This window comes from Streptomyces sp. MJM8645 (assembly GCF_001625365.1).
Taxonomy (GTDB): domain Bacteria; phylum Actinomycetota; class Actinomycetes; order Streptomycetales; family Streptomycetaceae; genus Kitasatospora.
In genome coordinates, this window is record NZ_LJJF01000002.1 from 335,151 (window position 1) to 347,790 (window position 12,640).

The window sequence follows — 12,640 nt, forward strand, 5'->3', positions numbered from 1 at the left end:
GAAGATCTGCGCGCGGTCTCGGCACGTGGGTCGAGGCGAGTCTCTTCGAGTGAAAATCCGAGGCAAGGCCGCCTGAGCGGCGCTTCGCCGACTATTGAACGGTCTTCCGACCATATGTTTAACTCCGGCGCTCACAGCGGCGGTGCTCGTGCCCGGAGTGCAATCCCACGTGCCACAGACCACGAAGCCAAGAGGACCAGTCATGCGCTCCACCCGCCGCGCTCTCGCCGCTTCCATCGTGGCGGCCTCCGCCTCAGCCTTCGGCCTGACCGTCCTCTTCATGGGCGGGACGTCCCAGAGTTCCGATGCCACGCAGGTCCGCACGGTCAACGCCCTCGGCACCTCGCAGAGCGAAGCCGAATCATCCTGGTCACCCTCCACCGATCCGGACTCGGACGACTCGGTGCCCCGTTGCTTCAGCTACGGCGGGCCCTACTGCGGCTGGGTGAGAGCCTACTGGGGCGGCTGCGACAGGGACTGGGGCCTGAGCTACGGGTTCAAAGACCCCGACGTACTCTGCCCCCACGACCCCCGCCCGAGCCCCTCGGCCACGGCCAGTCCCTCGGCAACGTCGAGCGCCTCGGCCAAGCCCAGCCCCTCCGCCAAGCCCAGTTCCTCCACCAAGCCCAGTTCCCCAGCCTCACCCAGCCCGTCCGCCACGCCCACCGGCGCTCGACCACAGCCGGCCCCACAGCCGGCCCCTCAGCCGTACCCGAGCCGCTCGGACGAGCTCAGCCCCTCCGCCACGCCCAACCGCTCGGACGAGCTCAGCCCCTCGGCCGCACCCGCTTCCCCAGCCGTACCCAGCCCCTCGGCCACCCCCAACCGCTCGGACGAGCTCAGCCCCTCCGCCGTGCCCAGCCTCTCGGCCACGCCCGGTTCCCCGGCCGCGTCCAGCGCTCCGGGCGAGCTCAGCCCCTCGACGGAGCCCAGCCCCTTCGCCGGAAGCAGCAGCTCCTTCTCATGAGCCCCGTCGGGCCGTAGGAGAGAGTCGGCGATTCGCCGACCTGATGACGGACCTGGAACTGGACACCTCCTACGGCCACCACCTCCCCGTCGCACCCGCCGACGTGCTCGCCGGCCCGGTCGAGGTCGAGGTGCCCCGAGACCGTGAGGGCAGCTTCCATGGTCCGCCGGCGCCGTGTCCGTGGTGGCATGAGGTATCCACCGACGCGTTCCAGTCCGCGTTCATCGATGCGGACACGGCGTTCGGGAACTGGTTCGACTCGCCGGCCGGGCCGTCGTGTCGGCCGGGCCGGCGGCTACTCGCGGTTCAAGAAGAAGGGCCGGGCCCGGGCAGAGAAGGTGGGCATGGGGAAGGTCCTTTCCAGGTCAGCTGAAGAGGGCTTCGAGCAGTTCCAGGGAGAGCGGGACGTCCGCCAGCCGGTAGCCGGCCGGCGGCTCGCGGTGCATGAGGTGGCGCACCAGGTAGTCCCAGCGGCGTCGGGCGACGTAGCCGCTGCGGCCGAGGAAGCTGTGCTCGACGCCGGGGACTATCAGCAGGTCGAAGTCCTTGTTCGCGGCGATCAGCGCGTCGACCAGCCGCATCGTCAGATGCGGTGTCACGTTGTCGTCCATGTCGCCGTGGACGAGCAGTAGTTTGCCGACCAGGTTCCCGGCCAGCTCGGTGTTGGACAGCCGGGCCCCGGCGTCCGGGTCGAACGGTCCGTCGTAGGCCTCGGCCCACAGCGCGTGGTAGTGGCGGTTGTCGTGGTTGCCGGCCTCGGCCACGCCGACCTTGTAGAAGTCGGGGAACGCCAGGAGGGCGCGGGCAGTGGTGAATCCCCCGCCGGAGACGCCGAAGACGCCGACCCGGTCCAGGTCCAGCCACGGACGCGCCTGCGCGAGTTGGCGCAGCGCCGCGACATGGTCTTCGAGCGCGCCCGCGCTGCCCATGTTGCGGTGGGCGTGATCGTGGAAGGCCTTGTCCCGGCCGGGCGTTCCGCGGCCGTCGACGGCCAGCACCGCGAAGCCCAGCGCCGCCACCGCCTCGGCGTCGTAGCCGTAGGTGCCCGGGTCGAAGGAGGCCGCCACCCGGTGGATCTGCGGGCCCGGGTAGGGGTGGTCGATCACCGGGTAGCGCTGCGCGGCGTCGAAGCCGTGGGGCTTGTAGAGGACGCCGTAGATCTCGGTGACGCCGTCGGCGGCCAGGGTCCTGACCCGCTCCGGCGGCGTCCAGCCGGCGGCCAGCAGCGGTGTGATGTCGGCCTGTTCCAGCTCGACCAGCACGGCTCCGTCCCGGTCACGCACGGTGATCGTCGGCGGGGTGTCGACGGTCGACGCGGAGTCGACGAACCAGCGGCCGTGTTCCGGCGCGGTGATCACGTGGTCCAGATCGTCGTCGGTGAGCTTGGCGATCCCGCCGCCGTCCAGGCCGACCCGGACCAGCGACCGTCGGTACGGGTCGGCCTGGACCAGTCCTGAGACGACGGCGTACGCGACCCGTTCCGCCTCGTCGACGTGCACGATCTGCTGCACCGCGAACGGCCCTCGGGTGAGCTGTTCGACCAGTTCCCCGTCCTCGTAGCGGTACAGGTGCCCCCAGCCGTCGCGCTGGGAGTACCACAGCGTCTCGCGGCCGCCGGCGAGCACATGCACGATCGGCTTCTGGGTGATCTCCTGCGCGGCCTCCACCCGCGTGTCGCCGTGCTCCTCGACCAGGGTGCGCACCTCGCCGGTCGCCGGGTCGAGTGCGTGCAGCCGCAGCGTCCGGAGGTCACGGGGCTGATCCAGGTAGTAGACGGCCGTGCTGTCCTTGGCCCACCACGCCTTCTTCAGCGTGACAGGCGACATGTAGGGCAGCAGGAACGGGTCGGTCTTGGCGGGTGTCACGGTCCGGGACGCGACGTCGAAGACGATCCACTCGCCGCAGGTTATCGGCTCGCCGGGGACCGGGTAGTGGTAGCTGCGCAGGCGCGGCCGGCCGCCATCCGGCGGGACGGCTTCGACCAGGTGCATCAGGGCGACATCGCTCTGGTCGGTGCGGTGGGTGAGGATGCGCGCCGAGTCCGGCGACCACAGCAGCGCCGGCGGCATGTCCGCAAGACCGAGCTTGCCGAGCAGGTGGGTGGGGACCGCCGCGTCGGGGTGGGCCGCGTAGCTGCGATCCGCGGTGCCGTCGGCGGTGAGCGCGAACTCCTCGCCCGTCTCGGCCGAACGCACCCACAGGTCGTGGTCGCGGCGGAACGCCGCCCACTTCTTGTCCGGCGAGGCGACTTCCAGCGGTGAGGGTTCGGCGTGCTTCTCGTCCCGCGCGCACCGGTAGTCGGCCAGCCGGCAGGTCCAGCGCGCGCCGAACGCGTCGAACGCGACCGTCCCGTCCGCGAACTCGACCGCCCGGAACGGCAGTGCGTACGGCTGGACCGGCTGGCCGGCGGCGGACGCCAGCGCGGCGGCGAGTCGTTCGGGGTCGAACGCCGGCCCCCGGGTCCCGGCGGCGGGGTCGACCAGCACGAACTCGCCGCCCCGCTCGGTCTCGACCCGGTACCAGAACCTCTCGCCGCCGCCGATCCAGACGGGCTTCGCCTTGGCCCGCAGGGCGAGCCGGGATCGGTTGTGCAGCAGCATCCGTTCAGCTCGGTCGTAGGCGATGGCGGGGAGTGCGTTCATGGACATCCGGCCTCCTGGAATCAGTCTCGATCCAGGAACAGTACAGCGTACGGTACGCTGATGGAACTGCGGTCCCGAACGAATCAGGAACCCCAATGTCATCGCCCAGGCACAAGACAGCGCCCGCTCGCGCACCCCGCGGCACCCTCAGCCCCGAGGCCATCGTCCACGCGGCGATCGAACTGATCGACCGCGACGGACTGGACGCGGTGACCATCCGTCGGCTCGCCGACCACCTCGGCGTCCGCCCGATGTCGCTCTACACGCACTTCCGCGACAAGGACGCGATCCTCCTCGCCGTCACCGCGGAACTGCTGAGCCGATTCCAGTGGCCCGACCCCGACCTCGACGACGTCGCATGGCTCCGGCAGGTGATGCACGCCTACTTCGAGCTGTTCATCACGCACCCGGCCCTCCTGCAGATCAACACCCCCTCCGACGGAGTCGGCGACGTCGAGGCCCGCATGTCCGAACAGATCTACGCCCGCCTGGCCCGACTGAAGGTCGACCACCGGACGGCGATCGGCCTGCTGGCCACGCTGATCCGCTTCGTCCTCGGCTGCGCCACGCTCTACCCCGTCCGCCGGGTCTGGGACGAGGACCCGCAGCACTGGGAACGGGTCCGCCAACAGTGGGCCCGCCTCCCGGCCGAGGTGTACCCGGCGATGCACGCCACCACCGTCGACTTCCCGACCTTCACCCAGCGGGACGTCTTCGAGTTCGGCCTCGACGCCATCCTCGCCTCGCTCCCACGATCGCCCTGACGCCCTGACGCCGGCGGCGCTCATGAGCTGCTCTTCCGTGATTGGGAGACACACCGGTCACCGGGCGCTGCCCCGTAATCCCGAAAACACCACACTCACAAGCTCGTTGACATCTCGCATGAGCCGTCAGCGACGGGCCCGTCACGCTTCGGTACCACTGATGATGGGACAGGGCCTCTTCAGGGCCGGGCCGTTTCACCGTCGGTCTGGCTGGGGGGTCAGCTGGCGGGGGTGCCGACGATGTTGGTGAGGTCGACGGTGGCCCAGCTGCCGTTCGACTGCAGGGCGGTGAGGTTGATGTGGCCGCCGTTGAGGGAGCTGCGGGAGTAGATGGCGAGCGTGCCGTCGGGGTCGGTGGTGGCGCTGACAGCGCCGTCGGTGGCGGGTGTGCCGACCAGGTTGGTGAGGTCGTTGGTGGCCCACTGGCCGGAGGTGTTCTTGTAGGTGATCTGCAGATGGCCGTTGGCGGCATTGGCACTGACCACACCGACGGTGCCGTTCTTCTGAACGAACGCGCTGGGCGCTCCGCCCGCCGAGATCGGCGTGCCGACGACGTTGGTGAGATCGACGGTCGCCCAACTGCCGTTCGACTGCAGGGCGGTGAGACTCAGATGACCGCCGTCGGCCGAACCCCGGGAATAGATGGCGAGCGTGCCGTCAGGGTCGGTGGTGGCGCTGACAGCGCCGTCCGTCGCCGGGGTGCCGACCTGGTTGGTGAGGTCGTTGGTGGCCCACTGGCCGGAGGTGTTCTTGTAGGTGATCTGCAGGTGGCCGTTGGCGGCATTGGCGCTGACCACACCGACGGTGCCGTTCTTCTGGGTGAAGGTCGAGGGTGCGCCACCGGCGGAAATCGGCGTGCCGACGACGTTGGTCAGGTCGACGGTCGCCCAACTGCCGTTCGACTGCAGGGCGGTGAGACTCAGATGACCGCCGTCGGCCGAACCCCGGGAATAGATGGCGAGAGTGCCGTCAGGGTCCGTCGTGGCACGAACCGCACCCCCGGTGACCGGGGTGCCGACCTGGTTGGTGAGATCGCTGGTGGCCCACTGACCGGAGGTGTTCTTGTAAGTGATCTGCAGATGGCCGTTGGCAGCATTGGCACTGACCACACCGACGGTGCCGTTCTGCTGAACGAACGCGCTGGGCGCTCCACCCGCAGAGACCGGCGTGCCGACGACGTTGGTCAGATCGGCCGTAGCCCAGTTGCCGGCCGCAGACTTGGCAGTCACCTGAACATGGCCCGCGGCGGTACGGGTGAAGGTGTAAGCCGTACCATCAGCACCACTCACCGAACCACCGTCACCCAATGCCGGCACCCACGCCGAACCCGGCGGAGTGGTGGTCGACGGGTACGGGTTGGCGTGGTCGGAGCCCAGGCCCGCCTTCGGACCGCAGCTCGGCCAGGCGCCCTCGCCCTGCCCGGCAAGGACCTTCTCGCCAATCAGGATCTGCTGCTCCTTGGTGGCCTGGTTCGGGTACTGGGCGTACTGGCCGCCGCCGTAGGCGAGCCAGGTGCTCTTCGTGAACTGCAGGCCGCCGTAGTAGCCGTTGCCGGTGTTGACCGACCAGTTGCCGCCGCTCTCGCAGGCGGCGACCTTGTCCCAGGTCGACACGGAGGCGGCCGAGGCCTGCCCGGTCGTGAGGGCGGAGGTTCCCCAGGCGAGGAGGCTGGAGGCGAGCAGGGCGAGGGCGGACGTGCGGCGGGTGCGGGTGGTCACGGTCAACTCCGTTGGCATTGGGGCGGCGCGGTGGCGGGATGGGCGTCGGCCGGGGAAAACCCCCGGCCGACGTCAGGACCGATGGTCAGCCGTCGGTCTGGTTGGGGGGTCAGCTGGTGGGGGTGCCGACGATGTTGGTGAGGTCGACGGTGGCCCAGCTGCCGTTCGACTGCAGGGCGGTGAGGTTGATGTGGCCGCCGTTGAGGGAGCTGCGGGAGTAGATGGCGAGCGTGCCGTCGGGGTCGGTGGTGGCGCTGACAGCGCCGTCGGTGGCGGGTGTGCCGACCAGGTTGGTGAGGTCGTTGGTGGCCCACTGGCCGGAGGTGTTCTTGTAGGTGATCTGCAGATGGCCGTTGGCGGCATTGGCACTGACCACACCGACGGTGCCGTTCTTCTGAACGAACGAGCTGGGCGCACCGCCCGCCGAGATCGGCGTGCCGACGACGTTGGTGAGATCGACGGTCGCCCAACTGCCGTTCGACTGCAGGGCGGTGAGACTCAGATGACCGCCGTCGGCCGAACCCCGGGAATAGATGGCGAGCGTGCCGTCAGGGTCGGTGGTGGCGCTGACAGCGCCGTCCGTCGCCGGGGTGCCGACCTGGTTGGTGAGGTCGTTGGTGGCCCACTGGCCGGAGGTGTTCTTGTAGGTGATCTGCAGGTGGCCGTTGGCGGCATTGGCGCTGACCACACCGACGGTGCCGTTCTTCTGGGTGAAGGTCGAGGGTGCGCCACCGGCGGAAATCGGCGTGCCGACGACGTTGGTCAGGTCGACGGTCGCCCAACTGCCGTTCGACTGCAGGGCGGTGAGACTCAGATGACCGCCGTCGGCCGAACCGCGGGAGTAGATGGCGAGAGTGCCGTCAGGGTCCGTCGTGGCACGAACCGCACCCCCGGTGACCGGGGTGCCGACCTGGTTGGTGAGATCGCTGGTGGCCCACTGACCGGAGGTGTTCTTGTAAGTGATCTGCAGATGGCCGTTGGCAGCATTGGCACTGACCACACCGACGGTGCCGTTCTGCTGAACGAACGCACTGGGCGCACCACCCGCCGAAACCGGAGTGCCAACGACATTGGTGAGGTCAACCGTCGCCCACTTGTCAGTCGGATACCTCGCAGTCCCCTGAAGATGACCATCGGCACTACGGGTGAAGGTGTAAGCCGTACCGTCAGCACCACTCACCGAACCACCGTCACCCAACGCCGGCACCCACGCCGAACCCGGCGCCGGGTCGTTGACGACGTTTTTGTAGCGCAGCGCCTTGTAGTCGCCGTTCGGGTGCGAGTCGAGGGACGCGGCGTTGATCGAGATACCGGTCCGGTGCTTCACCGGTGTGCTGCCGAAGGAGTAGTACGAGAAGGTGGTGTGGGCGGCGTCGTCCCACTTCTCGAAGAGGATGACGTGGTCGTAGTACGAGTTCAGGATGTCGCCCGGCATCAGGTCGCTGCGGCTGATCTGGTAGGTGAAGCTGTCCGCGAGGCCCTGCGTGTTGGCGCTGGTGCCGAGGTGCCAGGCCATCGAGACGTAGCCCGAGCAGTCCGTGCGGTAGCCGCGGCCGGAGGAGTCCGGGTACGAGCCGCCCTGGTCGTAGCCGATGTTCTTGCCGTACCAGAACTGGGCGCGGGCGAGGATCTCCGAGCGGGTGATCTGGCCGCCGACCGAGGAGGTCGTCGCCGCGTACGAACTCCCGGCGGTGACGGCCGTGACGACCACGGCACCGGAGGCGGCGATGGCGGCGGCGAGCGTGACGCGCAGCAGCTTGGACGTCTTCGAAGGCATGACGGTGCTCCAGCGGGGAGAGAGGGGTGGGATCGGCCGTGCGTGGTGCTCGGCACACACCGGGCCGTGACGGCTGCCCTCCAGGAGCAGCGGTCGGTGACACCTGGTCCGGTGTGCTGCCCCGGGCAGGTGCTCCCTGGCGGCGGTCACCAGTCTCACCACAGGTCAGGAGCCTCGAAAGGGCCTTCGGCTGGCCTGAATCGGCCCAGGCCCGTTCCGGCCAGCCCGGAGGTTCCGGCGCTCTCCCTGGCCGGACTCGACCCCGCCGGCAGCCTCACCTCGACAGCGCCGGCGCCGCCGCTGGCGCCAACGCCCAGAACGCCTCCGGAGCCCGCGGGGCGACGGCTACGTCCTGATCACCTGGCGACCAGTTCTGCACCAACGGCTCTGTCCCGCCATCGCTGGTGACGAGGCGGGACAGGTACCGGTGGCAGTCATACGCCCCTGCCCCGGCCTTGCCCCTGCGGCTACGGGGGGTTGCCGAGGTTGCCGGGGAAGGACGTCGGGACCGTGGCTCAGCCGAGCGTCAACGACTTGGCGTGGGTCCGCCAGGCCTCGTCCACCGAGACGGTCTCACCCTTGTAGCTGGGGCTCTCGTAGCCGGTGGCCTGGAATCCGGTGAACAGGTTGAACCAGCAGTTGGCGTACGGGCGCACCGAGTAGACGTGGTCCTGGAGCGGGGCGGGGATGTCGAAGGAGTAGTCGGCGGCGTTCCCGTTGTAGCACGCGTGCGGGCCGGTGAAGGTCACCGATTGGCCGCCGAAGAAGAAGTCCTGGTAGATCGTCCCCAGGACCACCAGGTCGGAGAGGCCGGCCGGGCTGTTCAGCTCCTTGGCGAACGCGCTGTCGCGGGCGGCCTCGGCGGCGGTCGGCGGGGCGTCGGCGACCCGCCCGCCGGTGGCATGGCTGATGGCCTCCCGGTAGGTGCCGAAGCACTGCGCCTGGCCGCCCTGCGCGTTCACCACGCAGTGTCGGGTCGAGTCTGCGGCCGTCGTGGGTTGAGCGACGGCCGTGGCCGCGCCGGACAGGGACAGTGCGATCGCCGTCGCCGCGAGGACGGCTCCGATGCGCTTGAGGGAGCGTGCCATGGTTGATCAACTCCTGGGTCGAAGACCGGCGCCTTTCGGCCGGTGCACGGCAACCCTCTCAATCGGCTGCACGATTCTGGCATGATCTGATCACTGCTTTGTCGTGACGCGCGCTGCCGCGTGCCGGCACGTGACAGCTCAGGTGACACACCCGGGCGCGGTGTGACGCTTCGTCAACACCGGTGCCTCCCAAGGGAGGTGCCTCGGCATCGCCGGTGGGGGGACATGGAGTTCAGGATCCTGGGGTCCCTGGAGGTGTGGGCCGGGGCCGCTCCCGTACGGTTGGGTGGACGCCGTCAGCGGAGTCTGCTGGCGATGCTCGTGGCGCACTCGAACCGGACCGTCCCGGTCGCCCGACTGGTCGACACGGTCTGGGACCAGGAGCCTCCGGCCACGGCGGACCGCCAGATCCGCAACATGGTCGGCCTGCTGCGCCGTATGCTCGGCACGGGGGCGGCCTCCCCCATCGTGACCGACGGCGCGGGCTACCGGCTGGTGGCGGACGACGCCCGGGTGGACCACCGCCTGTTCGCCTCCCGGGTCGCGGCGGCAGCGGACCTGGACGCGGCGCAGGCCGTCCCCCGGTTGCGCGAAGCCCTGGAGCTGTGGCGCGGCCCCGCGCTGGACGGGTTGCCCGGCCTGGTCTTCGCCGCTCTCGCGGCCGGCCTGGAGGAGCAGCGGATGGCCGTGCTGGAGCGGCTCTACGAACTGGAGCTGGAGGCGGGGCGGCACCGCGAGGTCGCCGCGGAACTGACCGGCCTGGTCGCCGATTTCCCGCTCCGTGACCGCCTGGTGCGGCAGCTGCTGACTGCCCTGCACCGCTCGGGCCGACACGGCGACGGGCTGGAGGCCTACCGGCGCCATGCCTCCCGACTCTCCGAGGACCTGGGGCTGGACCCGACACCTGAGGCCCAGGACCTCCAACGGGCCCTCCTCCTCCCCCGTACGACACCGACACCCTCACCGGCACCGACCGCCCATCCGGCACCGACCGCCCGTCCGGACCGGACCGCCCCGACCACCGGCGTCGCCCCTGCGGCGTCCCCGGCGGACCCGCGACCCGAGCAACTCCCTTCCGGCCTCTCCGTGTTCGTCGGCCGCGCCCCCGAACTGCTCGTACTGGACCGGGTGCTGGCCACCGGGGAGCCCGGCGCCCGCCCAACGGCGGCACCGTGCGCCGTGATCACGGGTGCCGCCGGGGTCGGGAAGTCCGTGCTGGCGCTGCACTGGGCCCACCTCACGCGGGAGCGGTTCCCCGACGGACGGCTGTTCGCGGACCTGCGGGGCTGGTCCGCCGCCGGCCCCCGCTCCCCGCACGGGGTGCTGGCGGCGTTCCTGCGCGCGCTGGGCGTGACGGCCGAGTCCATACCGGCTCAGTTGGACGAGGCGTCCGCGCTCTACCGGTCGCTGCTGGCGGAGCGGCGGATGCTCGTCGTCCTCGACGACGCCGCCGGCCCGGAGCACGTCAGGCCACTGCTACCGGGCGGCAGCGGCTGCGCCGTCGTGATCACCAGCCGGGACCGTCTCACCGGACTCGTCGCCCGCGAGGGCGCCCACCGGGTCGCGCTCGACGGCTTCACCCCCGCCGAGGGGCAGGCGCTGCTCGCCCGCATCCTGGGCACCGACACCGCCGACACCGCCGACACCGCCGACACCGCCGAGGCGCAGCGGCAGGCCGGCGCCCGGCTGCTCGACGCCTGCGGGCACCTCCCGCTGGCGCTCGGCATCGCCGCGGCCCAGCTACGCGATCGGCCGCAGCGTGATCTCGTCGCCTTCGCCGACGAGTTGGCCTCCTCCACCGACCGCCTGGGCGCCCTGGAGGCCGACGGTGACGACCGCTCCTCCCTGCGATCGGCCTTCGGCCTCTCCTACCAGGCGCTCGACCCCGCCGCCCGCCGCCTGTTCCGCCGGCTCGGCCTGTTCCCGGGGGTGGACATCAGCGCCCCCGTCGCCGCGACCCTGTCCGCGTACGCCGTCGACGAGTGCGACCGGCTCCTCGGCCGCCTGACCACCGCCCACCTGCTCGCCACCGTCCGCCACGCTCACGAACGCGGGGACGACGAAACGGCCTGGAAACTGCCCGCGCTGCTGTGGAGCTACCTCCACCGCGCTTCGCCGCAGACCGAAGGGGTGGCCCTGGGCCGGACGGCCGTAGCCGCCGCCCGCCGCCTGGGCGACCTGAGCGCCCAGGCACACGGCCTCAACGACCTGGGCCACGTCTGGGGCGCCCTGGGCGAACTCACCCTGTCCCGGCGGACATTCCAGCGGGCCAGGGGTCTCGCCCACAACGCCGGCGACCGGTGCGCCGAAGGCCGGGCCCTGGCCAACCTCGGCGCTTACCACTACTTCACGGGCCACTACGCCGACGCCGGGGAGTACTACGAGCAGGCCCTCGACCTGCTGACGGCCGACGGCCCGGAGACCGACGACTGGACGGCCGACCTCTGCCGTACCAGCCTGGCCCCGACCTACCTGCTCCTGGGCCGCTACCAGGAAGCATCGGACCACGCGAGCCGCGTGCTCGCCCGGCCCAGGGCCCAGCGGAACGGGCCGATGGACTGCTCTCTGCTCAACACCCTGGCCGCGGCGCAGCACGCCCTCGGGCGGCCGGAGGAGGCGGTCGGGCACTACGAACGGTCCCTCGCCGTGAGCAGCCGCCTGACAGGCTATCCCGCCCAGCGGGCCCACGCCTTGGCAGGACTGGCCGCCGCCCACCGGGCACTGGGGCGCGAACAGCGCTCCCGTCAGGCCTGGGACGCCGCGTACGAGATCTACACGGAGCTGCCGGCGCACCAGCTGACCTCGAACCTGCCGATCCTGGCCGCACTGGGTTTCACTCCGCCCGCCACGACCGACCGGCGACCCTGAGGCGTGTCACGTGCCGGAACGACGTCGGATCCATGCCGTGGCCAGCACTCCCAGAACCACCAGCAAACCGCCGACCGCGATGCCGACGTGGTCCGCGCTCAGCAGACGGCTGTGCCTGCCCTCGGCCGCGGCGGAGCGCGGAGGAGGGGGGATGGTGGCCCCGGAGCTGGGGGTTTCCGACGCAGACTGGCCGTCCTGAGGACTGTCCGTCGCCTGGGGCGACGGGGAGCCGGACGGGTCGCTCCCGTCGGCAGCTCCGCCCCCGTACAGAAGAGCGCCGTCACCACGGTCGCCCTCACCGCGCTCACCGCCGTCGTGCTTGTCGATGCAGTGGGTGGCCGGGAAGGAGAAGACCCGTTCGTGGCGGTCGAACGCCTTCACCACGAAGAGCGGGTGCTCCCTGAAGAAGTCACGGATCTTCCACTCATACTGGTTACTGGTCTGGGTGGGATAGTTCACGTCCAAATACGTTGAAGGAGCGAAGTTGTCCCATGGTGCTGCCGGCGACGAGGACGGGGATGACGTGGACCCCTGGAGAACGAGAGCCTCCGGCCCGTGCCGGCCGTTCTTCAGGATGATTCGGAAGCTCTGGTCGATGAGGATGACACGGCGGGCACTGTGGCAGTCACGCGGGGGATTGTGGTCGTGGTGTCCTCCCTCCCCCACGCCGTCCCCGTCCTGAATCCACAGGGAGCCGAACGCATGCCGTGCGGACGCCTGCGCGGCGACGTCCGCCGACGGGGACGCGAGGGCGATGGCCGCGCCCGCCAGCGACGCTGCGACCCGGGGACGGCGATTCATCCAACGACCTCCATG

The 12,640-nt window shown here is 70.5% G+C and carries 8 protein-coding genes; 2 read left to right on the forward strand and 6 right to left on the reverse strand.

The features are described 5' to 3' along the window. Positions 1-702: 702 nt before the first annotated feature. Together A6F73_RS41840 and A6F73_RS32370 are read right to left on the reverse strand one after the other, a co-directional pair. Positions 703-873: a hypothetical protein gene (locus tag A6F73_RS41840; RefSeq protein WP_159398647.1), complete on the reverse strand. Its 171-nt coding sequence runs from the start codon at positions 871-873 to the stop codon at positions 703-705. A gap of 459 nt (positions 874-1,332) precedes the next feature. Then, a complete protein-coding gene (locus tag A6F73_RS32370) occupies positions 1,333-3,615 on the reverse strand; it encodes a DPP IV N-terminal domain-containing protein (RefSeq protein ID WP_079136453.1) in 2,283 nt (760 codons plus the stop codon). An 89-nt stretch (positions 3,616-3,704) separates the two neighbouring features. Here A6F73_RS32370 and A6F73_RS32375 point away from each other — a divergent pair, with 89 nt between their 5' ends. Beyond that, positions 3,705-4,373, forward strand: a complete 669-nt coding sequence (locus tag A6F73_RS32375) for a TetR/AcrR family transcriptional regulator (protein ID WP_063351936.1) — start codon at positions 3,705-3,707, stop codon at positions 4,371-4,373. 218 nt (positions 4,374-4,591) lie between these two features. Here the strand turns inward: A6F73_RS32375 and A6F73_RS44215 are convergent, their stop codons facing one another. The 3 genes from A6F73_RS44215 to A6F73_RS32390 form a co-directional block, all read right to left on the reverse strand. After that, positions 4,592-6,091, reverse strand: coding sequence for a transglycosylase family protein (locus A6F73_RS44215; protein ID WP_063351937.1), 1,500 nt, complete (start codon positions 6,089-6,091; stop codon positions 4,592-4,594). A gap of 109 nt (positions 6,092-6,200) precedes the next feature. Continuing rightward, positions 6,201-7,868 carry a hypothetical protein gene (locus A6F73_RS32385; protein ID WP_063351938.1) on the reverse strand — a complete coding sequence of 556 codons (1,668 nt, stop codon included), beginning with the start codon at positions 7,866-7,868 and terminating at the stop codon, positions 6,201-6,203. Between the two features lie 515 nt (positions 7,869-8,383). Further along, positions 8,384-8,956 carry a hypothetical protein gene (locus tag A6F73_RS32390; protein WP_063351939.1) on the reverse strand — a complete coding sequence of 191 codons (573 nt, stop codon included), beginning with the start codon at positions 8,954-8,956 and terminating at the stop codon, positions 8,384-8,386. Between the two features lie 225 nt (positions 8,957-9,181). Here A6F73_RS32390 and A6F73_RS32395 point away from each other — a divergent pair, with 225 nt between their 5' ends. Further along, on the forward strand, positions 9,182-11,824 hold the full coding sequence (locus A6F73_RS32395; protein WP_079136455.1) for a BTAD domain-containing putative transcriptional regulator: 2,643 nt from the start codon (positions 9,182-9,184) through the stop codon (positions 11,822-11,824). 6 nt (positions 11,825-11,830) lie between these two features. On the opposite strand, the gene A6F73_RS32400 is transcribed toward A6F73_RS32395, so the two are convergent. Next, the gene (locus tag A6F73_RS32400; protein WP_063351941.1) at positions 11,831-12,625 is read right to left on the reverse strand and encodes a hypothetical protein; all 795 of its coding nucleotides are present in this window, start codon (positions 12,623-12,625) and stop codon (positions 11,831-11,833) included. Positions 12,626-12,640 lie beyond the last annotated feature (15 nt).

Excerpts from the sequence above, each read along its gene's own strand:
- A6F73_RS32385 (WP_063351938.1), bottom strand. The coding sequence starts at position 7,868 with ATGCCTTCGAAGACGTCCAAGCTGCTGCGCGTCACGCTCGCCGCCGCC.
- A6F73_RS32400 (WP_063351941.1), bottom strand. The coding sequence starts at position 12,625 with ATGAATCGCCGTCCCCGGGTCGCAGCGTCGCTGGCGGGCGCGGCCATC.
- A6F73_RS32375 (WP_063351936.1), top strand. The coding sequence starts at position 3,705 with ATGTCATCGCCCAGGCACAAGACAGCGCCCGCTCGCGCACCCCGCGGC.
- A6F73_RS32370 (WP_079136453.1), bottom strand. The coding sequence starts at position 3,615 with ATGTCCATGAACGCACTCCCCGCCATCGCCTACGACCGAGCTGAACGG.
- A6F73_RS32390 (WP_063351939.1), bottom strand. The coding sequence starts at position 8,956 with ATGGCACGCTCCCTCAAGCGCATCGGAGCCGTCCTCGCGGCGACGGCG.
- A6F73_RS32395 (WP_079136455.1), top strand. The coding sequence starts at position 9,182 with ATGGAGTTCAGGATCCTGGGGTCCCTGGAGGTGTGGGCCGGGGCCGCT.